At 71.6% G+C, this 25,585-nt stretch carries 16 protein-coding genes; 9 read left to right on the top strand and 7 right to left on the bottom strand.

The window, feature by feature from the left end; all coding sequences use genetic code 11:
- Positions 1–119: 119 nt before the first annotated feature.
- The 4 genes from PKA16_RS03270 (at position 120) to PKA16_RS03255 (ending at position 6,639) form a co-directional block, all read left to right on the top strand.
- The gene (locus tag PKA16_RS03270) at positions 120–1,250 is read left to right on the top strand and encodes a metallophosphoesterase (protein WP_324400362.1); all 1,131 of its coding nucleotides are present in this window, start codon (positions 120–122) and stop codon (positions 1,248–1,250) included.
- The gene (locus PKA16_RS03265) at positions 1,247–3,901 is read left to right on the top strand and encodes an AAA family ATPase (RefSeq protein ID WP_324400360.1); all 2,655 of its coding nucleotides are present in this window, start codon (positions 1,247–1,249) and stop codon (positions 3,899–3,901) included. The genes PKA16_RS03270 and PKA16_RS03265 overlap by 4 nt, the downstream gene beginning before the upstream one ends.
- Positions 3,902–3,991: 90 nt before the next feature.
- Positions 3,992–5,215 carry a signal recognition particle-docking protein FtsY gene (gene ftsY, locus PKA16_RS03260; protein ID WP_324400358.1) on the top strand — a complete coding sequence of 408 codons (1,224 nt, stop codon included), beginning with the start codon at positions 3,992–3,994 and terminating at the stop codon, positions 5,213–5,215.
- A gap of 332 nt (positions 5,216–5,547) precedes the next feature.
- On the top strand, positions 5,548–6,639 hold the full coding sequence (locus tag PKA16_RS03255) for an FAD-dependent oxidoreductase (protein WP_324400357.1): 1,092 nt from the start codon (positions 5,548–5,550) through the stop codon (positions 6,637–6,639).
- Between the two features lie 478 nt (positions 6,640–7,117).
- On the opposite strand, the gene PKA16_RS03250 is transcribed toward PKA16_RS03255, so the two are convergent.
- Entirely contained in the window at positions 7,118–7,915 is a 798-nt protein-coding gene (locus PKA16_RS03250) for an IclR family transcriptional regulator C-terminal domain-containing protein (RefSeq protein WP_324400355.1), read from the bottom strand.
- Between the two features lie 125 nt (positions 7,916–8,040).
- Here PKA16_RS03250 and pobA point away from each other — a divergent pair, with 125 nt between their 5' ends.
- Positions 8,041–9,246 carry a 4-hydroxybenzoate 3-monooxygenase gene (gene pobA / locus PKA16_RS03245; RefSeq protein ID WP_324400353.1) on the top strand — a complete coding sequence of 402 codons (1,206 nt, stop codon included), beginning with the start codon at positions 8,041–8,043 and terminating at the stop codon, positions 9,244–9,246.
- Between the two features lie 97 nt (positions 9,247–9,343).
- Positions 9,344–10,261, top strand: coding sequence for a CoA transferase (locus tag PKA16_RS03240; RefSeq protein ID WP_324400352.1), 918 nt, complete (start codon positions 9,344–9,346; stop codon positions 10,259–10,261).
- Positions 10,262–10,366: 105 nt separating this feature from the next.
- Here PKA16_RS03240 and PKA16_RS03235 read toward each other — a convergent pair whose 3' ends face one another.
- From PKA16_RS03235 to PKA16_RS03215, 5 genes are all read right to left on the bottom strand, one after another.
- The gene (locus tag PKA16_RS03235) at positions 10,367–10,753 is read right to left on the bottom strand and encodes a hypothetical protein (protein ID WP_324400350.1); all 387 of its coding nucleotides are present in this window, start codon (positions 10,751–10,753) and stop codon (positions 10,367–10,369) included.
- Positions 10,754–10,794: 41 nt separating this feature from the next.
- Positions 10,795–12,867, bottom strand: coding sequence for a hypothetical protein (locus PKA16_RS03230; RefSeq protein ID WP_324400348.1), 2,073 nt, complete (start codon positions 12,865–12,867; stop codon positions 10,795–10,797).
- 238 nt (positions 12,868–13,105) lie between these two features.
- Positions 13,106–13,747 carry a response regulator transcription factor gene (locus PKA16_RS03225; protein WP_324400346.1) on the bottom strand — a complete coding sequence of 214 codons (642 nt, stop codon included), beginning with the start codon at positions 13,745–13,747 and terminating at the stop codon, positions 13,106–13,108.
- Positions 13,748–13,905: 158 nt separating this feature from the next.
- Positions 13,906–16,170, bottom strand: a complete 2,265-nt coding sequence (locus tag PKA16_RS03220; RefSeq protein WP_324400344.1) for an ATP-binding protein — start codon at positions 16,168–16,170, stop codon at positions 13,906–13,908.
- Positions 16,170–17,231 (bottom strand): ABC transporter substrate-binding protein, encoded by a 1,062-nt coding sequence (locus PKA16_RS03215; protein ID WP_324400342.1) that lies wholly within the window; start codon positions 17,229–17,231, stop codon positions 16,170–16,172. The genes PKA16_RS03220 and PKA16_RS03215 overlap by 1 nt, the downstream gene beginning before the upstream one ends.
- Before the next feature lie 309 nt (positions 17,232–17,540).
- On the opposite strand from PKA16_RS03215, the gene PKA16_RS03210 reads away from it, so the two are divergent.
- The gene (locus PKA16_RS03210) at positions 17,541–19,013 is read left to right on the top strand and encodes an RNB domain-containing ribonuclease (protein ID WP_324400340.1); all 1,473 of its coding nucleotides are present in this window, start codon (positions 17,541–17,543) and stop codon (positions 19,011–19,013) included.
- A 204-nt stretch (positions 19,014–19,217) separates the two neighbouring features.
- Positions 19,218–22,820 (top strand): patatin-like phospholipase family protein, encoded by a 3,603-nt coding sequence (locus tag PKA16_RS03205; RefSeq protein ID WP_324400338.1) that lies wholly within the window; start codon positions 19,218–19,220, stop codon positions 22,818–22,820.
- 10 nt (positions 22,821–22,830) lie between these two features.
- Here the strand turns inward: PKA16_RS03205 and PKA16_RS03200 are convergent, their stop codons facing one another.
- Entirely contained in the window at positions 22,831–23,451 is a 621-nt protein-coding gene (locus PKA16_RS03200) for a DUF924 family protein (RefSeq protein WP_324400336.1), read from the bottom strand.
- Positions 23,452–23,550: 99 nt separating this feature from the next.
- On the opposite strand from PKA16_RS03200, the gene fusA reads away from it, so the two are divergent.
- The coding region (gene fusA, locus PKA16_RS03195) for an elongation factor G (protein WP_324400334.1) at positions 23,551–25,585 on the top strand (2,035 nt) is incomplete at its 3' end.

The following is a 25,585-nucleotide window of genomic DNA, read 5'->3' as shown; positions in this document are numbered from 1 at the left end:
CAGTGGCCAGGGAGACCCCGGCCACGGGTGCTCGCGCCCGGCCTGCTCCGCGGCCATCGGAGCCGAGTCCCTTCATGCATTGCTGGTGACACACGGCCCCATGGATCACCGATGACCTCATGAAGCTGCTGCACACCGCAGACTGGCAGCTCGGGCGCAGCTACGGCTTCGACGACGGCGACGCGGACGGCGTCAGCCCCTCGGCAGCACTGTCGCAGGCGCGCTTTGACGCCGTCGCGGCCATCGCCGCGCTGGCGCATCAAGAGCAGGTCGACGCCGTGCTGGTGGCCGGCGACGTGTTCGACAGCCAGGGCGTGTCGGACCGCTCGCTGCGGCGCACCGTCGGCGCCATGGCGGGCTTCGCCGGCCGCTGGGTGCTGCTGCCCGGCAACCACGACGCGGCGCTGGCCGAGAGCGTGTGGACGCGGCTGCAGCGGCTTGACATCGTGCCGCCACAGGTCACGCTGGCGCTGCAGCCCGGCGTGCTTCAATTCCCCGAGCTCGGCCTGGCGATGCTGGCCGCGCCGCTGACGCAGCGCCACACCCACGACGACCTGACGGCTTTCTTCGACAGCGCCGACAGCGCGCCCGGCCTGCTGCGCGTCGGCCTGGCGCACGGCAGCGTCACCGGCGTGCTGCCCGAGGGCGTCGATTCGCCCAACCCCATCGCCGCCGACCGGGCCGAGCGCGCCCGCCTCGACTACCTGGCGCTGGGCGACTGGCACGGGCTGAAGCAGGTCGACACGCGGACCTGGTACAGCGGCACGCCCGAGCCGGAGCGATTCGTCGCCAACGACCCTGGCCACGTGCTGCTGGTCGAGCTCGACGCGCCTGGCGCCCCGCCGCGCGTGACGCCGCGCCGCGTCGGCCGCTACCACTGGCGCCAGCACGCTGCCGAGATCCGCGGCGTCGGTGACATCGACGCCCTGGGCGATGTGCTGGCCGCGCTCGATGCCGACACCGTGCTGCGCCTGCAGGTGCAGGGCCTGGCCAGCGACGCCGACATCCAGCACCTGCAACGGCTGCTGGACGCCGAGCGCGCGCGCCTGCACCTGCTGCAGGCCGACCTCACCGGCCTGCGGCTCGAACCCACCGAGGCCGACCTCGCCGCCCTGCGCCTCGACGGCGCCCTGGCCGAGTTGGTGGACGAGCTGCGCGCGCTGCAGCAGCAGGACGAACAAGCCGAACTCGCCACCGAGGCGCTCAAGCTCCTGTTCGACCTGGCGCGCCGCGCCGAGGCCGAGGCATGAAGCTGCGTCGCATCCGCTTGCGCGAATTCCGCAAGTTCGCGGCGCCGATCGAGATCGATGGGCTGGCCGACGGCCTGAACGTGCTCCACGGGCCCAACGAGGCCGGCAAGAGCACCATCGCCCAGGCCCTGCGCACCCTGTTCCTGGACCGCCACAACACCGGTGGCGCCGAGTTTGCCGCCCGCATCGCGCCCGAGGGCATGGACCGGCCGGCGCCCGAAGTCGAGGTCGAGCTGGAGCTCGGCGGCGAGGCCGCGCGCATCCGCAAGACCTTCCTGCAACGGCCGCGCGCCGAGCTGACGGTCGGCAGCCAGCGCTGGGAAGGCAGCGACGCCGACGAGGAGCTGGCGCGGCGCCTGGGCTTCGGCTTCCCCGGCCGCGGCGCCAGCCGCGCCGACACGCACGGCATCCCCGGCCTGCTGTGGATCGAACAGGGCGCCAGCAACGCCATCGACGCGCCCATCGAGTACGCGCGCGAGACCCTGCAGCAGCGCCTGCGCAGCGTGCTCGGCGAAGTCGCCGGCGCCGGCAACGACCGCATCGCCCAGGCCATCGCAGGCGAACTCGCCGCCCTGCGCACCACCACCGGCAAGGACCGCGGCCCCCTGCTGGAGGCCGAGCGGACACTCGAGGCGACCCGCAGCCGGCGCGACGCGCTGCAGCAGGACGCCGACCGCTTCCGCCAGCTCAGCGACAGCCTGGCGCGCGACCTGGCGCAGCACGAGCAGTTCGAGCGCGAGCGCCCCTGGGAAGCGCACGAGGCCCGCAAGCGCGCCGCCGAGGCACGCCAGGCCGAACTGGAACCACGCCAGCGTGCGCTCGCCGCCAGCCGCGCCAGCCTGCAGGACATCCAGGCGCGCATCGACGGCCTGCATCAGCAGGCGGCGACCCGGGAACGCGACCAGAAGGCACTGGCCGGCGCACGCGCCAAACTCGCCGAAGCCGGGCAGGCCCACGCCGACGCGCAGCAGGCGCTGACCGGCGCGCGCCAGCGCAGCCAGCAGGCGCACGCGCTGCTGGAGCAGGCGCGCCAGCAGCGCAGCCGGGCCGAGCAGCGCCAGCGCCGCGAGGCCTTGACACGCGAGCAGGCGCGCAGCGCCGCCGAGATCGAGCAGATCGAATCGCTGCTGGCGGAGGCCGCCACCCTGGCCGACGAACTGGCCCGGCAGCGCGCACGGGCCGCCGCGCTCGCCCTGCCCGCCGCCGAGCTGAAGAAGCTGCAGCAGCTGGCCCAGCAGCGGCGCGAGACCGCGCTGCAGCGCGAGGCTGTCGCCACCCGCCTCAGCTACCGCCTGCAGCCCGGCCAGGCCATCGATGCGGGCACGCTCGGCACGCTCAGCGGCAGCGGCAAGGCGCTGCTCACCGCGCCCGCCACCCTGCGCATCGCCGGCGTGGGCGAAATCGACATCGAGCCCGGGGGCGCCGACGTCGCGCGCCTGGCCGAACAGGCCAGCCGGCTGGACGACCAGTTCGACGCCCTGTGCACGCGCCTGGGCGTGCCCGATCTCGCCGCCGCCGAGCAGCGCCACGCCGAGGGCCAGGCGCTGGCGCAGGACATGAAGGTGCTGGAAGCACGGCGCAGCGCACGGCTCGGCGCGCAGGACGAGGCCGGCTGGCGTGCGCGCCTGGCCGAGGCCCAGGGCCGCCGCGCCGCCGCCGCACGCGAGCTGACCGCCCTGCCCGCAACCGACGACGCGCCGCCATTGGACGAGGCCAGCCGCCAGCTCGCCGACGCCGAGGCTGAAGCGCAGCAAGCCGGTGCCATGCTGGAGCGGCAGGCCGAGGCCGCGCGCCAGGCCGAGCTCGCATGCGAGGTGCTGCGCGGCCAGATCGCCCAGCTCGCCCCCCGCCTCGAAGGCGCCGATGCCGACGCCGCCAGCGCCGCGCACCAGCGCGAACTGGTCGAGGCGCTGGCGCGGCGCGACGCCATCGTGCACGACATCGCGCAGGCCGAGCAGGCCATCGCCGCACTCGACCCGGATCTCATCGCCGACGACATCACGCGCCAGGCGCGTGCCCTGGCCCAGCTTGCGCGGCAACGCGAGGAGCTGGCCGCGCGCATCGCCAGCCAGCGCGGCCAGCTGCGAAGCCTGGGCGCCGAAGGCATCGACGAGCAGCTCGCCGCCGCGCGCCAGCGCTGCGAGCAGGCCGAGCGCCACGCCGCCGCGCTGCGCCTGCGCGCCGACGCCCTGCAGCTCCTGCAGGCGCGACTGCAGGCGCACCAGCACGCGCTGGTCGAGCGCCTCTACGCCCCGCTGCAGGGGCGCCTGGCCCACTACCTGCGGCTGCTGCTGCCCGGCCACGAGGTGGCGGTCGAGATCGAAGCCCTGCAGCCGCGCCAGCTGCGCCGCGACGGCGCGCCGCTGGCGTTCGAGCAATACAGCCACGGCACGCGCGAGCAGCTCGGCGTCATCGTCCGCCTGGCCTACGCCGACCTGTTGCGCGAGGCCGGCGAGCCGACCCTGGTCATCCTCGACGACGCCCTGGTGCACAGCGACGCCGAGCGGCGCGAGCAGATGAAGCGCATCCTGCACGACGCCGCGCGCCGCCACCAGATCCTGCTGCTCACCTGCCACCCCGAGGACTGGCGGGACGCCGGCGCCGAGCGCATGGTGGACGTCGCCGCGCTGGCGTCCGCCCCAGGGGCCTGAACGACCTCGCCAGTCCACCCGACACGGCTACCACCGGACTGGACAACCCGTGGCGCCGGCCCCTGTCCCGCCCTCCGTAGAATCCCCGCAATGTTCCGCTTTTTCCGCCGCAAGAAGACCCCCGAAACCGCCGCGCAGGACGCCGTCGCAGCGCCGACCGACGCCGCCGAGGTGCTGGCGGAGGACGCTCCGGCGCCGGACGAGATCCCGCTCGACGAACTGGAGGCGCAGGCCCTCGCTGCCGGCGACGAGGCGGAATTCGCCGAAGCGCCAGCACCGGAAGCAGCACCCCTGCCCGAGGCCTCGCCACGCCCGGCCGAGCCCGACGCCAAACCCGCCGCAGTCGCAGACGAGTCCGCCGAACAACCCGCCTCGGCAGATGAAGCAGAAGCGGAAACCGAAGCCGCGGCCGCCCCGCGCGCCGGCTGGCTGGCGCGCCTGAAGACCGGCCTGAAGAAGACCGGCACCAGCATCACCACGGTCTTCACCGGCACCCGGATCGACGAGGACCTCTACGAGGACCTGGAGACCGCCCTGCTGCTGGCCGACACCGGCGTCGCCGCCACCACCTTCCTGCTGGACGACCTGCGCCGGCGCGTCAAGCAGGCGCGCGCCACCGACCCGGCCCAGGTCAAGACACAGCTGCAGGAAGCCATCGCCGACCTGCTGGCACCGCTGGAGAAGACCCTCGTGGTGGGTCAATACCATCCGACCGTGATCATGGTCGCGGGCGTCAACGGCGCCGGCAAGACCACCAGCATCGGCAAGCTGACACGCCACCTCGCCAACGCCGGCGCCCGCGTGCTGCTGGCCGCGGCCGACACCTTCCGCGCCGCCGCGCGCGAGCAGCTCGCGGTCTGGGCCGATCGCAACCAGGTCGAGATCATCAGCCAGCAGGGCGCCGACCCGTCGGCCGTGGCCTTCGACGCCGTCGGCGCCGGGCGCGGGCGCGGCATGGACGTGGTGCTGATCGACACTGCCGGTCGCCTGCCGACGCAGAAGCACCTGATGGAGGAGCTGGCCAAGATCCGGCGCGTCATCACCAAGGCCGATCTCACCGCGCCGCACGAGGTGCTCCTGGTGATCGACGGCAACACGGGCCAGAACGCGCTGGCCCAGGTCAAGGCCTTCGACGATGCGGCCCAGCTCACCGGCCTGATCGTCACCAAGCTCGACGGCACGGCCAAGGGCGGCGTGCTGTGTGCCATCGCGCGCGAAAAGCCGGTGCCGGTCTACTTCATCGGCGTCGGCGAGAAGCTGGAAGACCTGCAGACCTTCAAGGCGCGCGAGTTCGCCCAGGCCCTGGTGCAGTGAGGCAACGCCGAGTGCGTCTCCGCGATGACGCGCGCCCGGCATGGGGCCGGGATGCGAGGCTGCGTGTCGCGGCAAGGGTGGTGCTGGCGGGTGCATGGCGCGCTCACCGAGCCGGTGAGCGCGATCGAAGCGGCCAGGCTCAACGTCCATGCGGCTTTCAAGCCGTTCACGCGCGGTCAACTGCCGCATTGGGGCTCCGATGCTCTGCGAGTCCCGAGAGCTTCACAAATGATCAACTGCCGGATCTGCGGTCAGTGCACCGCGGCGCTCGGCGCGCTGAAACCAGTTGCAACCACTCCGGGCGCGCCCGGCGCAGCCGATACACTCGCACGATGATTGCCAATTCCCCGCGCAAGCACCTGGTATTGCTGGGCACGGGTCGCGCGCACCTGCAGGTGCTCAAGGGCCTGGCCAGGCAGGCCAGCAGCGACACCAGCGTCACCCTGGTATCGCCCACCCCCTACTACATCGAAGCCGCCATGCTGCCGGGCCACGTCGCCGGCCATTACGCGCTGGACGAGATCCGCATCGCGCTGGACGGTCTGGTCGAAGCCAGCGGCGTGCACTTCGTGCCGGCCCACGTGCTAGCGCTCGATCCGGCCGGGCGGCGCGTCCAGCTCTCCAGCGGTGACGCCCTGCCCTACGACGTGCTGTCGATCGACGTCGAGCCAGGGACCGAACGCGAGAGCTACGAAGCCGCGATGCCTGGCGCCCGTCGCAACGCCCTGTTCACGCGACCGCTGGAGACCTTCGTCCAGCTCTGGCCGCAGCTGCTCGAGCTGGCGCGCGAACGCGCGCTGCAGGTGGCGGTGATCGCGCAGGACATGGCCGGCGTCGAGCTGGCCATGGCGATCGCCAGCGCGCTGGCGGCGCCGCACGGCAGCCGCGTGACCCTGATTGCCGGCGGCGTGCTGCAGGCCGCCGAGCAGCCCTCGGCGCTGCAGCGACGCCTGCACATGCGCCTGCAGGAGCTGGGCATCACCGTGCTGCACGACCAGTGCGTGGCCATCAACCCGCAAGATCTGCAACTGGCCAGCGGCACGCGCCTGCAATGCGATGCGCCGGTGCTGGCCGGAGGCGCGCTGGCACCCGCCTGGCTGCTGGAGTCGGGGCTGCAGACCACCGACGACGGTTCTCCCCAGCTCAACGAGCGCCTGCAAAGCGACAGCCACCGGCAGGTATTCATCGTGCCGCCGGGCGCGCCGACCGAAGTGGGCCCGGTGCTCGAGGCCAACCTGCGCACTGCACTGGCCGGTGGCTCGTTTCGCAAGGCGGCGCTGCAGCCGCCGCGCCTGCACGTGCTGGGCGGCGGCCACGGCCACGCCATCGCCGCCTGGGGACCACTCAGCCTGGCGGGGCGCGAAGTCTGGCACTGGAAGGACCGGCGCGACCGCCGCTACCTCGCGGCGCTGTTCGCGCTGTAGGCCAGGCGCCCACGGGCGGTGCCGCCGCACCGGGCGTGACCCCGAATTCGACCACCGATCGCGTGCGACCGTCCCGAAGGCCGCATCATCGTTGACGCCGGTCCCCACGATCGCGTCCAGCGGCCGGGTGGACGCATCGGCCTGCCGGAGCTGGAGTCACCCGGGAAACTGCAGTTGGATGCACCCATCCGCGCCGTGATGGGCGCGCCAGGCAAGGGTGAGTGCCGCGGCCCCAAGGCGCGCAGGCGCCTTTGGACAGCGCGAACGGGTGCGGCCTCTGGCTCCACCGCGCCCTGCCAGGGTGCGGAGGCCGCGCACCGGTGTGTCGCGCGACGAGCAACGCGGCATGACGCGGCCAGCGCGGTGCTGGCCGGCCCAGGGCGCGCTTGCCCGACAGGTGAACGCCAACGAAGGAGTGGGAGTCCATAGCCATCCGGGTTCCGAGACGTCGGCGAGCAGTCAACTGCGGCTTCCAGGATCACAGCAGCGGCCGCAACTCCCGCGCCGCATCACGCAGGCGCGGCAGCAGTTCGCGCTCGACCGCGGCCGGACCCAAGCGCTCGGCCGGCACGATCACGTTGAGCGCGGCCACCACCTCGCCGTGCGCGTTGCGCAGCGGCACCGCCAGTGCAGCCACACCCAGTTCGTGCTCCTCGCTTGCGATCGCCCAGTCCTGGCGCGCCACCTGCGCCAGCACCCGCTTGAAAGCCCGAGCGTCGGTGAGGGTGCGCGCGGTCAGGCGCGGCAGGGCCTGGTGCCGTGCCAGCCAGGTCTCCAGTTCGGCGCGCGACAGCGCCGCCAGCAGCACGCGTCCGGTGGACGAGGCATGCGCCGGCAGGCGCGCGCCCAGATGCATGCCATAGGCGAGCAGGCGCGTGCCGGGGCTGGACAGCCCGGCGCTGCGCCCGATGATCACCACCTCGTCGCCATCCAGCACCACCGCCGAATACACATCCTGGGTGGCAGCGGCCAGCCGGTTGAGCGCCGGCTGGACCAGGCGCGGCAGGCGCGACGAGGCCAGGTAGGCACCCGCCAGGCGCAGCGCGCGGGCGCCCAGCCAGTAGAAGTGACCATCGCTCTCCAGGTAGCCCAGATGCGCGAGTGTCAGCAGGTGGCGGCGCGCCGCCGCCCGCGAGAGTCCGGCGCGCGCCGCCGCCTGGGTGGCATTCAGGCGCTGGCGTTCGGTATCGAAGCTCTCCAGCACGGCCAGGCCCTTGACCAGGCCGGCAATGGTGTCGGCGGCGGCCAGCGGGATGTCCTGCGTTGAGAAGGTCATTGCGCGATGATCGCACAAATTGTGCGCACAGCGCGCAATGTCGAGTTTCCGTGGCTGGTCGCGCCGGGCACAACGGCCTAAGCTTGCGCAGGTCCATTCCCCACACAACGATACAGGAGCATTTCATGAGCACCACCCGCACCCAGGTCGCCATCATGGGCGCCGGCCCCTCCGGCCTGCTGCTCGGCCAGTTGCTGCACAAGGCCGGCATCGACGCCGTGATCGTCGACCGCGTCAGCGGCGACTACGTGCTGGGCCGCATCCGCGCCGGCATCCTGGAGCAGGTCTGCATCGACCTGATGGACGAGGCCGGCGTGGGCGAGCGCATGCACCAGGAGGGCCTGATCCACCACGGCATCGAGATGCTGTTCGACGGCCAGCGCCACCGCGTCGACCTGCACAAGTGGAGCGGCGGCCAGCAGGTCATGGTCTACGGCCAGACCGAAGTCACGCGCGACGTCATGGCCGCGCGCGCCGCCGCCGGCCTCACCACCATCTACGAGGCCAAGAACACCGCGGTGCACGACTTCGACACCGCCAGGCCCTACGTCACCTACGAGAAGGATGGCGTCAAGCACCGCATCGACTGCGACTTCATCGCCGGCTGCGACGGCTTCCATGGCGTCTGCCGCGCCAGCGCGCCGCGCAGTGCGATCAAGGAATACGAGAAGGTCTACCCGTTCGGCTGGCTCGGCCTGATGTCCGACACGCCGCCCGTGAACGACGAGCTCATCTACGTCAACAGCCCGCGCGGCTTCGCCTTGTGCAGCCAGCGCAGCCGGACGCGCAGCCGCTACTACCTGCAGGTGCCGCTCACGCATCACGTCGAGGACTGGAGCGACGACGCCTTCTGGCAGGAGCTCAAGCTGCGGCTGGACGAGAAGGGCCGCGCCGACCTGGTGACCGGCCCCAGCCTCGAGAAAAGCATCGCGCCGCTGCGCAGCTTCGTCACCGAGCCGATGCGCTTCGGCCGCATGTTCCTCGCCGGCGACGCGGCCCACATCGTGCCGCCCACCGGCGCCAAGGGCCTGAACCTGGCCGCCACCGACGTGAAATACCTGTTCGACGCGCTGCGCGAGTACTACCAGGACAAGAGCGAGGCCGGCATCGACGGCTATTCGCAGAAGTGCCTGGGTCGCGTCTGGCGCGCCGAGCGCTTCTCCTGGTGGTTCACCCAACTCATGCACCGCTTCCCGGACGACGGCGAGATCGTCGCCAAGTTCCAGCACGCCGAGCTCGAGTACCTGATGTATTCCGAGGCCGGCCAGCGCACCATCGCCGAAAACTACGTCGGCCTGCCGCTGGACTTCGCCAGCCAGCGCCTCATGTAAGGCCTGGCGCACCGCCCTGGCCCGGGGTTTTCAGGGCAGAATGACTGCCGGTACGTGCACGCCATGTACCGGCAGCTCTTTTTTTGATAGTCAACCGATGGCCACTGCAACCTCACCCCGTCCCTTGCGCGGCACGCGCATCGTCAGCCTGGCGCTCAACCTGCCCGGTCCCGCCGCCCTGATGCGCCTGCAGCAACTGGGTGCACGCTGCCTGAAGGTCGAGCCGCCCGGCGCCGGCACCCTGCCGTCGGGGCGCCCGGCTCCCGGCGACGGCATGGCCTGGCACAGCCCGCAGGCGTACGACCAGATGCACGCCGGTGTGCGCACCCTGACGCTGGACCTCAAGAGCGAACGCGGGCGCGCACGGCTGGCCACCGAACTCGACCGCGCCGAAGTCCTGCTGACCTCGTTCCGGCCCTCGGCACTGGCGCGGCTCGGCCTGTCCTGGCGCGCCCTGCAGCGCGCCCATCCGCGCCTGTCGCTGGTCGAGATCGTCGGCGCACCGGGTGAGCGCGCCGAAGAACCGGGCCACGACCTGACCTACCTCGCCGAATCCGGCCTGGTCCTCGGCACCGAGCTGCCGCCCACCCTGCTGGCCGACATGGCGGGTGCGCTGCTGGCAGTCGAAGCCACGCTCACCGCCCTGCTGCAGGCCCGCGCCAGCGGCCGCGGCGCGCATCGCCAGATCGCCCTGTCCGAGGCCGCCATCTGGCTCGCGCTGCCGCGCACCTGGGGCCTGACCACGCCCGACGGCGTGGTCGGCGGCGCCTACGCCGGCTACCGCATCTACCCGTGCAAGGACGGCCGCGTCGCCGTGGCGGCGCTGGAGCCGCACTTCTTCGCCCGCCTGGCGCACGTGGTCGGCCTGCCCGCACCCGACGCGCGCACGCCCTTCACGCCCGAGGCGCGCGCGGCGATTGCCGCCTGGGCCGCCGGCAAGACGCGCCGCCAACTGGACGCGCTGGCAAGCCGACACGACATCCCGCTCTACACGCTGGGACAGGAAAACCCATGAACAGGAAGGCCTCCAGCACTTGACAGGCAAACGCTGGAGGTGATTTTCCTGAGCCCCCAGCCCCGGGGGCAAGCAGAAGGCCGCACGCCGCGTGCAGCGCGTCCCTCAGCGGGCGATCGTCACGGGGACCACGTCGCCATTGGAACGCTTGACGTAGAGGCTTTGCCCGACCAGCCGCATCTCGCCGCAGCCCGAATTGAACACCTTCCAGTCGTAACAAGCGCGACCGTCCTCGGCGCGCCAGGTGCCCGTATCCGAGCGGCCGCCGACATAGGCCGTCACCTGGTTCGAGTCCGCGGCGAAGTCCACCCGGACAGTCCCGCCGTTCGGCAGCGGCGTGCTGGCGGTCTTGCCGCGCAACAGCGTCGTCAGTTCGGCGGCCGACGGCGTCCGCGCACCGACAGGGAACTCCGTGGCCGGCGGCGCGGTCGCGGCGCAGGCGGCGATCAGCAGCGGGGATAGCAGAAGGGACAGGCGGTGGATGGTGTGCATACGGATCTCCATTCAAGGTCGCGAAGCAGGCTGGCGTTCCGTCAATTGAAAGTGAGCACCTGATCCTTATAAGACCCATCCAGCATCTTGTAACGCCACTGGAGCGAGCGGCTTACCAGGTGCGAGGTAGTCAATGCTGGGAACGTACCACCCCCGGCCGCAGCCTCCTGGCTGCTGGCTCCCTTGGGCACCCGGATGGAAGCCGAGTTCACCGTCTTGTCGCCATCACTGTCGTAGGTGTACACATTGACCGAATCCACGCGCTGCGCATAGGGGTTGATCAGCCACTCCAGCGTGAGCGAACTGGCGGCCGGCGCGCCATTGGTGACCAGGGCACGTGTGCTGGCGGGCTGCTCATGCCACTGTTGTGTGGCGGCATAGGCCGCAGGCACGACCGGGGTGACGATCGCGGTGCTGAAGGTCATCGCAGGAGTCGGCGTCGTGGGCGTGTTCGGATCGTCGTCGGCCGCAGTGAACAGCTCGAAGTGATACGTCGACCAGGCTGGCGCCTTGCCCAGGTCGAACTGCCATTCCGGGTCGGGCGCCTCGCCGTACATGACCGGGTGTGCCCAGTTGTTGTAGACGGGTGCCGCATTGCCCGACCACGGCATGCTGCGCAGCTTGTACGCGTCCGGGCCCGTGATGTCCATGCTGCGCTGCAGGTAGAAGATGTTGCTGGAGCCGGTGCTGTACTGCCGGTCGGCAGGAATGACGCCATCGGCGTTATGAATCGCCATCCAGTCCTGCGGCAGACCGCCGGGGTCAGCCAGCACCAGTCCCGCCGTGGGCAGGCCCGGTCCCTTGATCCGCACGTAACGCAGGTTGGCCAGGCTCTGCCCGCGTGCCCCGGAGCGCGCCACGTAGATCTCGAGCCCGGTCTGGAAGCGCGAGGGACCGATGTCGTACTGTGCACGGAATTCCTCCGGCAGGAACTGCTCCTGCTTGCGGATGCTCGCGCGCACGTAAGCATTCACCGTGCGCTGGTTGCCATAAAGCCACCAGTTGCTGTTGCGCTCGGCGGTGGCGCTGCCGGCGAATTTCTTGGCAATCAGGATCCGGTTGTCGCCCACGCCGTTCTTGTCGGTGAAACGCAGGTTCACAACGGCCTCATCGCCGTTCGACTTCGGCACGTAGAGCATCAACTCGGGCCGGTTGAACTTCGCGCCGTCCATGTCGGCAGAGGCGATCAGGGTGCCAAAGGATTGTGCACCATCGAAGCCACTGTTCAGGTAGGCGGCGCCGCCGGTCAGCGCGGGGTCGGCGTCGTCCACCAGGATATCGTCGCAGTCGGCGTTACTGTCGCGCACGGTGGAGGGCACCGCGAAGCAGCGTTCGAACGCGGTCTGCAGGATATCCAGTTCGGTCGCCGAGAAATCGATCACCGTGGCAGGAGGCACCGGCGGGGCTTCGCTAATGCCAGCCATGGGCACGGGGTCTGCGTCCGGGTTGAGCACATTCGACAGCACCGGTGCGCCGTTTTCGAAAGTCACGCGAACCTGATCGAGCAAGCCGTCACCACCCGTGTTGGACCCACCGACAAAGGGCGTGGAGATCGGATCGAAGGTGGCCGGATCCAGGCCCAGCGCGGGCAACACGTCGGCCAACTGCTTGTTCACGTTAGCGCGTACGGCGGCCAGTGCGTCTGGGTCCACGGCCGCCAGGGCGGCGCTGTCGGCCGCAAGCGCGAACGGATCCTTGTTGGGCGCGATCTGCGCGACCATAGCCGTGGTCAGCGGGCTGATGTTGACGGTGGCGTCCTGGCCCGCGCCGGGCAGCGCGGTGGCCAGACTCACCAGCGGATCGCGCAGGCCGGCTGGGTCCGTGGCCACCAGGATCAGTGGCGCACTGGCGCCGGGTTTGAGTTCACACGTGAAGGCGCCCGTGAGGTCGGCCTGCAGCGGATCCTCGGTGCAGGCGGCAACACCCGTTCGGTCGGTAACTCGAACCTTGGCGTTGGCCAACGCCTCGCCTGTGGCTACCGTGCCATGGACGGCAGCTTTCGCGGGCGGGGGCGCCTCGGCTCCATCCCCCCCGCTGCCGCCGCAAGCCGCCAGGGCCAGCATGGTGCCGATGGCGAGGGCATGGGGGAGCAGTCTGCCGTTGCGGTATTTCATGGGGGTCCTCGTTGTCTCGTTGTTGGCCGTCACACGTCGTGCGACACCTGGAAACTAAAGGAACCCTCACTTCCGCACATCACCCAGATGGGTGATGCGATGCGCTGTGCCTCATGCCGCTTCGCGCTCAGCGCGATGACAGATGGCGCAGGCTCACGCCGTCATGATGAAATGACTGCCACTGGCATTGCAGCGCAGCGAAGTCATGGCGTCATTGCGCCATCCTTGCACGGGCCGCTCAGTCCCCCAGCACCAGTCCCATTCGGTGGGCCGCCACGATCGCCTGCGTGCGCGTGGTGACGGCGAGCGCGCGCAGCACGGCGCTGACATGGGTCTTGGCCGTGTTGTGGCTCATGCCCAGTTCGCGCGCGATCGACTTCATCGGCTTGCCCTCGAGGATCAGCCACAGCACCTGCGTCTGGCGCTGGGTGAGGCCGAGTTCCGCAGGGTGGGTGCACGGTCGCGCCGGCGCCGGCAACGCGATGCCCGACAGGCCGAGCGGCGGCACGTAAATGCCGTGCGCGAGCACCGTGCGCAGGGCCTCGAACATCTGTTCCGACGAGGCCGACTTGGGGATGAAGCCCATCGCGCCAAGCTGAATCGAGCGCAGCACGGTGGCCTGGTCCTCCTGCGATGACAGCATGACCAGCGGCACATCGGGGTACCGTTCGCGCAGCGTCTCCAGCGCCTGCAGGCCGTGCACGCCGGGCAGGATGGCGTCGAGCAGGATCAGGTCGATGTCCGTGCTGGCGCCGAGCACGGCCAGCGCCTCGGCGACGTTGGAGGCGTGCACGACCTGCACGGCAGGGTCGAGCTCCTTGAGCAGCAGCGCCACGCCGTCTCGAAACAGCGCGTGATCATCGACCAGCAGGAGTCTCATGGCCCGAGTCTGGACCGGGTTGTGCCGGTTCGCCTCCCCCGATTGGGTGATCAAGCGCCTGGACACGGCGCTTGACCGCTCGTCATCCTCACGCACAACGCATGCGAACTTGCCTTCGCTGCCTGGATGATGCTACATCGCTCGGGTGCAGGGCGCGTTCAGCTGTCGCTCCCGGGCTCCAGCGCGGCCTCGATGGCCGTCAGCAACCGATCCGCGCCGACCGGCTTGTGCAGCAACGGCAGGCCCGCATCGGCCACGCGCCGCAGCTCGAGTGCGCCGATGTCGCCGGTGATGATGATGGCCGGCACCGCCTGGCCGATGCGTGCGCGGATTTGCCGCACCGCCGCCAGGCCGTCCTGGCGCTCGCGCAGCCGGTAATCGCACAGGATCAGGTCGGGGTCGCGCAGATGTTCGCCCAACTGGGCCAGGCATTGCGCCGCCGATGCGGCGATGAGCACATGCGCGCCCCAGCTGCGGCACAGCGCCAGCATGGCGCGGCGCGTGTCGGCCTCGTCGTCGATCACCACGATGAAGGCGCCCGCGATGTGCCCGCCCGCCGGGGCCTGCGGCTGCGCGGTCGCCACCGGCGGCGCCTCGGCCGCGGGCAGCAGGATCGAGAAGCAGGTGCCGCGGCCGGGCGCCGAGCGCAGCGCATACGGATGCTCCAGCAGCTTCAGCGTGCGCTTGACGATGGCCAGGCCGAGCCCGAGCCCCTTGTTCCGGTCGCGCCCGGGGTTGTCGAGCTGGAAGAACTCCTCGAACAGGCGCGGTATCTGCGCGGGCTCGATGCCGGCGCCGGTGTCCCACACCTGAAGCTCGACGCCGCCCGGGCGCCGCCGGCACCCCACCAGAATCTTGCCGCGCTCGGTGTAGCGGATCGCGTTCGACACCAGATTGCCCAGCACCCGCTCCAGCAGCACGGCATCGGTGCGCACGGCGCAGCGCGTGGTCGCCACGCGCAGCCGCAGCTGCTTGCGCGTCGCCTCCGGCCCATGGCTGGCCGCCACCCGGCGCAGCAGGTCGGCCAGCGCATGATCGCCCAGCACCGGCCGGAACATGCCGGCGTCCAGCCTGGAGATGTCGAGCAGACCGATGAACAGCGCTTCCATGGCGGAGACCGAGGCCTGGATGTGCTCCACCAGCGGGCGGACCTCGGGCGCGACCGCCTGCCGGCGCAGCACGCCCACCAGCAGGCTGATGGTGTGCAGCGGCTGGCGCAGGTCGTGGCTCGCCAATGCCAGGAAGCGCGTCTTCGCCTGGCTGGCCTGCTCGGCCTCCTCGCGCCGGGCGCGCAGCAGCGCGTTGGCGCCGACCAGTTCCCGGGTGCGCTCGGCCACGCGGGTTTCGAGCAGCCGATATGAATCGCCCAGGCGTTCGGCCATCTGGTTGAAGCGCTGCGCGAGATGGCCCAGCTCATCACCGCGCGCCAGCACGATCCGATGGTCGAGCTGCCCTTCGCCGATGCGGTCGGCGCCCTCGGCAAGCTGCTGGATCGGACGCACCACGCGGCGGGCCAGCACGATGCCGACCGCCGATCCCGCCAGTACCGCCAGCACCAGGATCAGCAGCGCGGTGGCCAGTGCGCGGCGCACCGGGGCATAGGCCTCGGCCCGCGGCTGTTCGGTGACCAGGCGCCAGCCGGGCACGCTCAGCGGAGCGGCGCGAGCGACCATGGCACGGCCTCTGGAGTCCCTGAATTCGATCAACCCTTCGGCGCCCGCCTGTCCGATCGGCAAGCGCACCGGTGTCCGATCCGTCAAGTCAGGACGCGCCAGCACCCGCAGAAAATCGGGGTGCGCCAACAGGTGCCCCTGCCCATCGACGACGTAGGCAATTCCCTCGCGCCCGAAACGGGTTTCATTGATGATGTCGCGCAGCTGCGTCAGATCGACCTCTGCCGCCAGCACCCCGCTGGCCGAAGCCCAGCCACGCCGCGCAATCACCACGCGCGGCTGATTGCCCACGAAGGTGACCGGGCCCAACCACGGCGCCTCGGCACGCGCGTGCAGGAACTCGGGTGACTGGCTGCGATCCTCGCCGACACCGATACGGTCGGGCGCCATGCGCGACATGTGCACGCGCTCCTGGCCGTTTCGGTCGATCCAATACAGCGCCTGGATCGTCCGCAACTGATTCATCAGCCGGTACAGCTCGAACTGGATGTCGGCGTCCGCGCTGCCCAGGTGGCGTGTGTCCTGCAGCCTCAGGGTGGCCCGCAGCAAGGCATCGGTCTGGCCGATGAAACGCTCGATCCGGACCGAAGCCCGGGTGGCTTCAAGCGCCTGCCGCGCCTCGACCGTGGCGCGGGTCTCGCGCTGGATCAGCCAGACCTGCGCGAACCCGTTCGCCACGAGCACCAGCGTGACCAGCACGGCCACCGACAGGGCGTGGATCTGCCACAGGCGCAGTCCGGGCGCACGCATCAGCGTGGGGGAGGCCGGGCACCGGCCACCGGCGGCAACGTGCGCTCGCCCGGCCGGATCAGGCGGTCGGCGCGCGCGATCACGGCGGGCGCCACCATCACGCCCATGCGCTCGGCGGCGTCGAGGTTGACGACCAGCCCTGCTTCATACAGCTCCTCCACCGGCAACTCGGCAAGGGGGCGGTCGCGCAGCACCTCGTCGACATAGCGCGCCCCGCGTCCGCACATGCTGACACGGCCGATGGCGCCGTAACTGAGCAGGCCGCCGTGACGGGTGGCAAACCAGGAATTGTGCGCAATCGCCGGCAGGCCCACGCGCAGCGACTGCCGCGCGTGCTCGCCGAGCAGCGTCGCGGAATCCGGCCACACCAGCACCGCATCGACCTCGAGCCGGGCCAGCTCCTCCCAGGCCGCGGCGATGCCGCCCTTGCCCGAGAAGAACCGCACGCGCACGCCCTCGGCGCCGGCCTCCCGGAGCATGTCCGCGAAGGGGCCGAGGCCCTGCACTTTCTCGTGCGCCGTGTTGTCGCCGTTCGAGATCATGCCGATGCGGCGCGCCTGCGGAAACGCCTGCAGCAACACCTCCATCGGCTTCATGAAGAACTGGCCCGACAGGCCCAGCGTGACGCCGGTGACATTGGCCAGCGGGCGCAACTGGGCATCGACCACCTCGCGCAGGTTGGTCGGGCCCAGCACGACGATGGGCACCTCCCGCGTGGCGTTCATCAGGGCCTCGGCTGCCGGGTTGTTCGTCGCCAGCAGCACGTCCGGCCGGCGTGCCACCAGCGCCCGCGCCAGCGGCACGAGACGGGTCGGATCGCCCGCCGCATCGTTCCATTCAAGTTTCAGTTGTCGCTCGAAGGACCAGCCGGCCTCCTCCAGGCCGGCGCGCAGCTCGTTCATGCACGCCCGCACCGACTCGCTCGGGCCAAGGCCCAGGTAGGCGATGACGCGGGGGGCCGGGGCGGTCTGCGCCGCAAGCGGCAGGCTGCCGGCCAGCACGGCGCTGAGCGCCCACGCCGCGGTGGCGCGGAATCGATGGCGCGGTCGGATGGAACGCATGGCGAGTCGCTCAAACGGGCAAGGTCACGGGCAAAATCATCTTAGGCCGGACACCCCCGCTCCGCAATCCATGCCGCAAGCCACGCCAACGCCTGGTGCACGCGCGAACAGGCGCCGCACTTGCTGCGCGGCAGCCTGGTGGGTGCGGCCGTGGCTGCGCCATGAGGCGAGCCCGTCGAAGTCCCGGGCGGCCCTGTCCTGTCGCACCGCCGCGCTCCACTGCGCCGTGCGCGCCCTCGGGGTCTCAAGCGCTGCGCGGCAGGCCGGCCCGACTATGATGGGCCCGGAACCTGCTGCCAAAGCCCCTACGTGAACTCCAAGCTGCACCCGCACCAGAAGCAGGAGCTGGCCCAGCTGGCGGTGATCGCCATGCGCGAGCGCGGCCTGCAGCCCGAGTTCACGCCCGCGGTGCAGCGCCAGCTGGACCAGATCGACGGCCCGGCGCTGGCACTGGGCGTGGACGTGATCGACCTCACGGGCCTGCCCTGGTGCTCGATCGACAACGACGACTCACGCGACCTCGACCAGATCACCGTCAGCGAGGTGTTGCCCGACGGCAGCGTGCGCATCCGGGTCGCCATCGCCGACGTCGATGCCCTGATCGCGCGCGACACGCCGGTCGACCGCCACGCCCAGATCAACACCACCAGCGTCTACACCTCGGCGCGCATCTTCCCGATGCTGCCGGAGCGGCTCTCGACCGACCTGACCTCGCTGAACCCCGGCCAGGACCGCCTGGCACTCGTGACCGAGATGGTGTTCGACGCCGCCGGCGTGCTGCGGCGCAGCCACGTGCAACGCGCACGCGTGCGCAACCAGGCCCAGCTCGCCTACGACGCCGTATCCGCCTGGCTGGACGGCGAGGGCCCCCTGCCCGAAGCCGCCGACGCCGTCCCCGGCATGGACCAGCAACTGCGCACCCAGGACGCGGTGGCACAGCAACTGCGCGCGCGCCGACGCGAACAGGGCGCGCTCGAATTTCACACCTTGCAGCCGCGCGCCGAGTTCGACGGCGAGCGCGTGGTCGCGATCCGTGAGCAGCCGCACAACCGTGCGCGCCAGCTGATCGAGGAATTCATGGTCGCCGCCAATGGCGTCACCGCGCGCCTGCTGGCCGGCAAGCGCCGCGCCGCCGTGCGCCGCGTGGTGCGCTCGCCCGAGCGCTGGCTGCGCATCGCCGAAGTCGCGGCCGAGCGCGGCTGGGAGCTGCCCGCCGCGCCCGACTCGAGCGCCCTGCAGCGCTTCCTCGCGGCCGAGCGCCGACGCGATCCGCTGCGCTTTCCGGATCTGTCGCTCATCATCGTCAAGCTGATGGGGCGCGGTGAATACGTGGTCGAGCGCCCCGGTGCGGACGCCATCGGCCACTTCGGCCTGGCGGTGCGCGACTACACCCACTCGACGGCGCCGAATCGGCGCTACCCCGATCTCATTACCGGTCGTCTGCTGAAGGCCGCGCTCGCTGGCGACCGCGCGCCCTACTCCGACACCGAGCTGGAATTCCTCGCCAACCACTGCACGCGCCAGGAAGACGCGGCCAACAAGGTCGAGCGCCAGTTGCGCAAGTCGGAGGCCGCGATGCTGCTGGAGTCGCGCATCGGCGAGGATTTCGATGGCGTCGTCACGGGTCAGTCCAGGGGCAACACCTGGCTGCGCATCTTGGATCCGCCTGCCGACGGCCTGCTACAACCCACCCGCGACCTGCGCGTGGGCGACAAGGTGCGCGCCCGCCTGGTCCGCACCCATGTCGAGCGCGGCTACATCGATTTCCGGCAGCTGGATTGACACGACCCGGGACACGAACGGCAGGCGACCGATGATCTCGCTGCGCTGCAATGGCGTCGGCATCGTGCGTCGGGCAGGTTCCAGCGGGCGCCATCTGACCTGTCATTGAATGCCGCGCGGCACCCAGCGCGCCGGCCGGCCGCGAGGAGCGCGCCGCGCACCGCACTGTTGACAGCGGTCACGCGCGCGCCTACCTTGCGCGCCATGACCTCCGGCCCTCGCATCCGCTCGGCGGCCGAGCAACTGCAGCGCGACGAGCGCGCGGCCCTGCTGCGCCGGCGGCGCCGGCTCGGCCTGGGCAACGCGGCGGCGCGCGCACTGCCCACGGTGGGCATCGCGCTCTCGGGGGGTGGCGTGCGCAGCGCCACCTATGCGCTCGGCCTGCTGCGCGGGCTGGCCGAGGGGCGGCTGCTGGGGCGTGTCGATTACCTCTCCAGCGTCTCGGGCGGCGGCTTCACCGCGGCCCTGTTCGGGCGGCTGGTGTGCGCGCTGGGGCTGGCGCGCGCGCAAGACGAGCTGGCCGATGGCGGCTCGCGGGTGCTCGACTGGCTGCGCCGCAACGGCCGCTATCTTTCGCCCGCTGGCGCGCACGACCTCGGCACCGCCGCCGTGAGCTACCTGCGCGCCTTCCTGGCGATCCACCTGGAGACCCTGTTCGCCCTGGTTCCGCTGGCGCTGCTGGTGACGCTGCCCCACATGCTGAACGACGCCACGCGCTGGCTCGACCCGGTTGCCTGGAGCGGCTGGCTGTCGCCGTGGCTGGCACTGGCCCTGGCCTGGCTGGCGCTGACCCTGCCGGCACTGCTGGTCGGCTACTGGGTGGCACCCGAGACGCGGGCGACCACGCCGCGGCGGCTCTACCGCGGCGACCTGTTGCTGCTGGTCGTGCTGCTGCTGGCGGCCGCGCTTGCCACTGGCCGCGCCCTGGTCGGCCCGGGGCTGGCGGCCAGCCTCCGCACCGCGGCGCTGGCGCCGCCCCTGTTCGCGCTGGCGCTGTGGTCCGCGGCGGTGGGACACGCCGGGTCCATCTGGCGCCTGGCCACCACCGACGAGGAGCGCCCGCTGGCAGTGGGCCGGCTGCGCAACCAGCTCACCCGGGCGCTGCGCCAGGCACTGGCGGTCGCCGTGGCCCTGCTGCTGGCGGCCGTGCTGGACCGCGCGAGCTGGCGGCTGCTGGAGCTGCTGTCCGCACGCGACGACCCGTCCTGGCTCTGGGGTGGCCTGGGCCTGGGCGGCTCGGTGCTGGTGGTGCTGCGTGCGCTGGCCCTGCCGCTGCAGCAACTGGCGGGCAAGGCGCTGGACGACCGCGCCCAGGCCCTGGGAGCCCGCCTGCTCGACATCGCCGGTCGCCTGGCCACGCTGGTGCTGGTGCTGGCCTGGCTCGTGGTGGTGCAATGGTGGGTGTTCGGCCAGGCCCCGCTGGACTGGCTGCGGCCGCTGCCGGCCGCGCTGCGCTGGCTGTTGCTGCTGGCGTTCGCGCTCGCCTGGTGGCTGGGCACGCGCGGCTATGCGCAGGCGGTCAACTCCTCGTCGCTGCACAGCTTCTACCGGGCCCGGCTGGTGCGCGCCTATCTCGCGCCGGGCAACCCGGCGCGTGGCCTGTGGTCGCAGTTCACGCCGCGCGACGCGCGCCTGCGCAGCGTGACCCGGGTGGCCGGGGGCGACGACGTCGCGCTGGCCGAGCACCGACCCGAGCGCACGGGCGGGCCGATCGCGCTCATCAACTGCTGCCTGAACCAGACGCGCGACGACGCCAGCGGCCTGTACAACGCCGACCGCAAGGGCACGCTGCTGACCGCCTCGGCGCGGGCGCTCGAAGTCGGCTCGGCGCCGCTGGTGTGCACGGGCCAGCAGCGCGCCGGCGGCACGGACCCCTGCGGCGCGGGCACGCTGGGCCATTGGGTCGCCGTCTCGGGCGCGGCGGCAGCGCCGGGCGCCGGCAACTACACCTCGACCGGCTGGGCCCTGGTGATGTTCCTGCTGGGCATCCGCCTGGGGCACTGGATGGCTTCGCCGATGTGGCAACCGGACAGCGGCAGCCGCTGGCGCGCCTGGCAGTGGCGCCATGCGCCCAAGCCGCGCATGTTGTGGAGCGAGGCCAGCGCCAGCTTCTTCGGCCACGCCGAGCCCTGGTGGTATGCCTCCGATGGCGGGCACTTCGACAACACCGGCGTCTATCCGCTGATCCGGCGCCAGTGCGACTTCATCCTGCTGTGCGACGCGAGTGCCGACGCCGGCTTCGACCACGCCGACATCGAGAACCTGGTGCGCAAGGCACGCATCGATTTCGGCGCGGAAATCGAGTTCTATTCGCGCGCCGAGGCCGAGCGCCTGTTCGGCCCACCCCAGGGCGGGCTGCACATCCTCGCGCCCGACGACCTGGCGGATCCGGCCGAGGGGCGCGGCGTCCTGCTGGCGCGCATCCGCTACCGGGGCCGCGGCGCCGACACGCGCGAAGGCACGCTGCTGGTCGCCAAGCCCAGGCTGCACGACGCGCTCGACCTGGACCTGCTGGCTTACGCCCGGCGGCGCCCCAGCTTCCCGCACGATGCCACCTCGGACCAGTTCTTCGACGAGGCGCAGTGGGAAAGCTACCACCGGCTGGGCCAGGACCTCGGGCGCACGCTGACCGAAGCCTGGCTGGCACGCCTGCCCGGCTGGAACACGGCCTCCAGCCATGCGCTGGCGGCACCGGCCGCGCTGACACGCGGGCGCGCGGCCCGCCCCGCGGCCGATGCGGCCGCGACCACGCCACGCTGGCGCCGCGGCGGCCGGGCCGCGGTGATCGGCAGCTCGGTCGGGCTCGGGGCCCTGGGGGCCGTGCTGCTGGGCCTGTGGCAGGCGCAGGACCAGATCCGGCTGAGCGGCGCCCAGCAGCGCCAGACCATCGAGCAGGCGCTGATGGACGTCGGCCGCGAACTGCGTGACGTCTCCGAAAGCTGCCCGCGCGTCTCGGCCTATACCGCAGCCCAGGTCGCGCGCCTGCACGAACTGCAGGGCAGCCGCGCGTTCACGCCGCAACACGCCCAGGCCCTCGACCTGCTGCTGCGCGAGGTGGCGCAGGTCTGCCGGCGCGCCACGCCCGCCACCGCCGCCTGCCCGGGCGGCCCGACGCGCGAGTTGCTGTGCTCCCTGGTCGCGCGCCCCACCAGCGACGCCGACGCCCTGAGCTACTGGGATCCGCCGCGCCGACCCACGGATCGCCTGCAGGACCTGTGGACGCGAATCACCGGCGCCCCCCGCGACACCCGGGTGGCCGAGGCACCACGGTCTTCGGCTGCCCCGCCACCCCCGGCGCCGCCCGCAGCCGTTCCGTCCATGGCCGCCGCGCCGACGCACGCGCCCGCAGCCGGGCCAGGCACGCCACCCCAGGAGCCCACCAGTCCCCGACCGCCTTCAGCCGCCGCGCCGCTGTGCCAGCCCGAGCCCGCGCCGGCCTGCCGCGGCATCACGATCTACCCGCAGATCTACGACGAAGCCGCGCGCGAGCGCGCCGAGTCCCTGCGCCGCGCACTGGCGGCCGCGCAGTACCAGACCGCGCCGCTGGAGAACGTCACGCGCAGCGCCGAGTTGCGCCAGCAGCGCCGCCCCGTGCCCTGGCGTCAACCCACCCTGATCGCGCACGACGCAGCAGCCCGCGCCTGCGCCCAGCAGTTGTCGCAGGCGCTGGCCCAGGCACGCTGCTGGCCCGGCGTGACGCAGCACCCGCCCTGGACCACCGACCTGCCGGCCAGCCTCAAGGCCCAGCCCAACACGCTGGAGCTGTGGTTGCCCACCCCGCACCAAAACCGCGTGGCGCAGCCCTGATGCCCGCGCGTCAGAACCCCGCCCCCGGCTGCGCCAGATAGGCCAGCTCCTCGGCCGTGCTGGCGCGACCCAGGATCGCGTTGCGGTGCGGAAAGCGACCGAAGCGCACGATCACCTCCTGGTGGCGGCGCGCAAAGTCGAGCGTGTTGTCGAAGAAGGCCCTGGGCTCGGCCTGCGGGTCGTCGCGCAGCGCCTGCACCAGCGCCACGGCGCGGGCCTGCATCGCCGCGTCCTCGGCGTGCTCCAGCGGCAGGTAGCAGAAGATACGCGCCATCGGCGGCAGTGCCTGGTCCTGGCCACGCGCGATGCCGTCCAGCGCCAGGGCCAGCGCCTGCGCGTCGCTGGCAAAGCTGGCGGGCGTGCCGCGATGGATGTTGCGCGGGAACTGGTCCAGCACGATGAGCAGCGCCAGCCAGCCCTCGGCGTCGTGCGCCCAGGAGGCCAGCCGGCCGGTGCGCGCCTGCGCCAGGGTGGCGCCAAAGCGCTCGCGCAGCGCGGCGTCGAAGGCTTCGTCCTTCTGGAACCACTGGCCTTGCACGCGCTGCATCGCGGCTGTATCGAGCGGGTGGGCGCCCAGCCAGAAGCGCAGCACGTCGGCGGGCGAGGCAAGGTCTCCGGTTTGTTCGATCATGGTCGCATTGTGGCTGTTTCTGCGGGCTGGCCCGGTGTTCAACTGCGGCCGGCTGCGGCATGATGGAAACACAAGCAATCAGACCCTGGAGACAAGAACATGGCAGCCCCCGGCCCCAAGCCCGTCGAACAGATCCGCACCCTGGCCCTGGTGGGCGCCCCCGCCAGCGGCAAGACCACGCTGGCCGAGGCCCTGCTGCACGCCGCCGGCGTGATCGGCGCCATGGGCAGCATCGAGCGCGGCACCACGGTGAGCGACCACGACCCGCAGGAGATCAAGGCCCAGCACTCGCTGCAGTCGGCCGTCATGCACCTGGAGCACGACGGCTGCCGCGTGCACCTGATCGACACCCCCGGCCTGCCCGACTTCCTCGGCCAGAGCCTGCCCGCGCTGGAGGCGGTGGAGACCGCCGCCATCGTCATCAACGCCGCCACCGGTCTCGAGCCGATGGCGCGCCGCATGATGGACTGGGCCGCCGAGCGCCAGCAGGACCGCATCCTCATCGTCAACAAGATCGACGCCGAGGGCGTCGACCTGGCCGCCCTGCTCGCCAGCATCCAGGACGCCTTCGGCGCCGAATGCCTGCCGCTCAACCTGCCGACGAATGGCGCCACGCAAGTGGTCGACTGCTTCTTCAACCGCGAAGGCGCGAGCGACCTGGGCGCCGTTGGCGACGCGCACAACGCCCTGGTCGAACAGGTGGTCGACGTCGACGAGGCCTTCGTCGAGCGCTACCTGAACGACGGCGACATCGACGCCAGCGAGTTGCACGCCCCGCTGCAGCAGGCCCTGCGCGAAGGCCACCTGATCCCGGTCTGCTTCGTTTCGGCGCGCACCGGGGCCGGCGTGCGCGAACTGCTGGACGTCATCAGCAAGCTGCTCGCCAACCCGGCCGAGGACAACCCGCCCGACTTTTTCCGCGGCGAGGGCGAGACGGCGCAGCTCATGCACGCCGAGCCCGATCCCGCCGCCCATGTGCTGGCCCAGGTGTTCAAGATCAGCATCGATCCCTACGTCGGCCGCCTGGCCTACGTGCGCGTGCACCAGGGCACCATCACCCCGGCCTCGCAGCTCTTCATCGGCGACGGCCGCAAGCCCTTCAAGGTCGGCCACCTCTACCTGCAGCAGGGCAAGAACCACGTCGAGGCATCAAGCGCGGGCCCCGGCGACATCTGCACCATCGGCAAGGTGGACGAGCTGCACTACGACGCCGTGCTGCACGACGCCGCCGAGGACGCGCACATCCACCTGCGCCCGCTGCCCTTCCCGGTGCCGGTGCACGGCGTCGCCATCCGGCCCAAGAAGCGCGGCGACGAACAGCGCCTGTGGGAGGTCATGAGCAAGCTCGTCGCCGAGGACCCCTGCCTGAAGATCGAGCGCCTGGCCAGCACCAACGAGACCGTCGTCTACGGCCTGGGCGAGCTGCACCTGCGCGTGCTGCTCGAGCGCCTGCAGGGCGGCTACAAGTTCGAGGTCGAGACCCAGCCGCCGCGCATCGCCTACCGCGAGACCATCGCCCAGAACGCCGCCGCCCAATACCGCCACAAGAAGCAGAGCGGCGGCGCCGGCCAGTTCGGCGAGGTCCACCTGCGCGTCGAGCCCCTGCCGCGCGGCGCCGGCTACGAGTTCGTCGACCAGGTCAAGGGCGGCACCATCCCCGGCCAGTTCATGCCCGCGGTGGAGAAAGGCGTGCGCGAGGCCCTGGCCGAAGGCGTCATCGCCGGCTACCCGGTGCAGGACATCCGCGTCATCGTGCACGACGGCAAGAGCCACCCGGTCGACAGCAAGGAGGTCGCCTTCGTCACCGCCGGCAAGAAGGCCGTGCAACTCGCGATCCGCGAGGCCAGGCCCACGGTGCTCGAGCCCATCGCCCGCATCGCCATCACCGCACCCGACGGCGCCACCGGCGCCATCACCGGCGACCTGTCATCGCGCCGCGGCATCGTCAGCGGCACCGACACCCCGCGCCCCGGCCAGGTCGCCATCACGGCGCAGGTGCCGCTGGCCGAGCTGGCCAGCTACCAGGCACGCCTGGATTCCCTCACCGCCGGTCAGGGCGTCTACACCCTGGCGCTGTCTCACTACGAGGTGGTGCCGCCGCAGGTGCAGCAGCAGCTGGCGGGGCAGTACCGGG

It is taken from the genome of Ottowia sp. (assembly GCF_035325765.1).
Classification (GTDB): domain Bacteria; phylum Pseudomonadota; class Gammaproteobacteria; order Burkholderiales; family Burkholderiaceae_C; genus Ottowia.
Note: the sequence above shows the minus strand (reverse complement) of the source record. Positions and strands in the feature narration are given on the sequence as shown.

Excerpts from the sequence above, each read along its gene's own strand:
- PKA16_RS03270 (WP_324400362.1), top strand. The coding sequence starts at position 120 with ATGAAGCTGCTGCACACCGCAGACTGGCAGCTCGGGCGCAGCTACGGC.
- PKA16_RS03265 (WP_324400360.1), top strand. The coding sequence starts at position 1,247 with ATGAAGCTGCGTCGCATCCGCTTGCGCGAATTCCGCAAGTTCGCGGCG.
- ftsY (WP_324400358.1), top strand. The coding sequence starts at position 3,992 with ATGTTCCGCTTTTTCCGCCGCAAGAAGACCCCCGAAACCGCCGCGCAG.
- PKA16_RS03255 (WP_324400357.1), top strand. The coding sequence starts at position 5,548 with ATGATTGCCAATTCCCCGCGCAAGCACCTGGTATTGCTGGGCACGGGT.
- PKA16_RS03250 (WP_324400355.1), bottom strand. The coding sequence starts at position 7,915 with ATGACCTTCTCAACGCAGGACATCCCGCTGGCCGCCGCCGACACCATT.
- pobA (WP_324400353.1), top strand. The coding sequence starts at position 8,041 with ATGAGCACCACCCGCACCCAGGTCGCCATCATGGGCGCCGGCCCCTCC.
- PKA16_RS03240 (WP_324400352.1), top strand. The coding sequence starts at position 9,344 with ATGGCCACTGCAACCTCACCCCGTCCCTTGCGCGGCACGCGCATCGTC.
- PKA16_RS03235 (WP_324400350.1), bottom strand. The coding sequence starts at position 10,753 with ATGCACACCATCCACCGCCTGTCCCTTCTGCTATCCCCGCTGCTGATC.
- PKA16_RS03230 (WP_324400348.1), bottom strand. The coding sequence starts at position 12,867 with ATGAAATACCGCAACGGCAGACTGCTCCCCCATGCCCTCGCCATCGGC.
- PKA16_RS03225 (WP_324400346.1), bottom strand. The coding sequence starts at position 13,747 with ATGAGACTCCTGCTGGTCGATGATCACGCGCTGTTTCGAGACGGCGTG.
- PKA16_RS03220 (WP_324400344.1), bottom strand. The coding sequence starts at position 16,170 with ATGCGTGCGCCCGGACTGCGCCTGTGGCAGATCCACGCCCTGTCGGTG.
- PKA16_RS03215 (WP_324400342.1), bottom strand. The coding sequence starts at position 17,231 with ATGCGTTCCATCCGACCGCGCCATCGATTCCGCGCCACCGCGGCGTGG.
- PKA16_RS03205 (WP_324400338.1), top strand. The coding sequence starts at position 19,218 with ATGACCTCCGGCCCTCGCATCCGCTCGGCGGCCGAGCAACTGCAGCGC.
- PKA16_RS03200 (WP_324400336.1), bottom strand. The coding sequence starts at position 23,451 with ATGATCGAACAAACCGGAGACCTTGCCTCGCCCGCCGACGTGCTGCGC.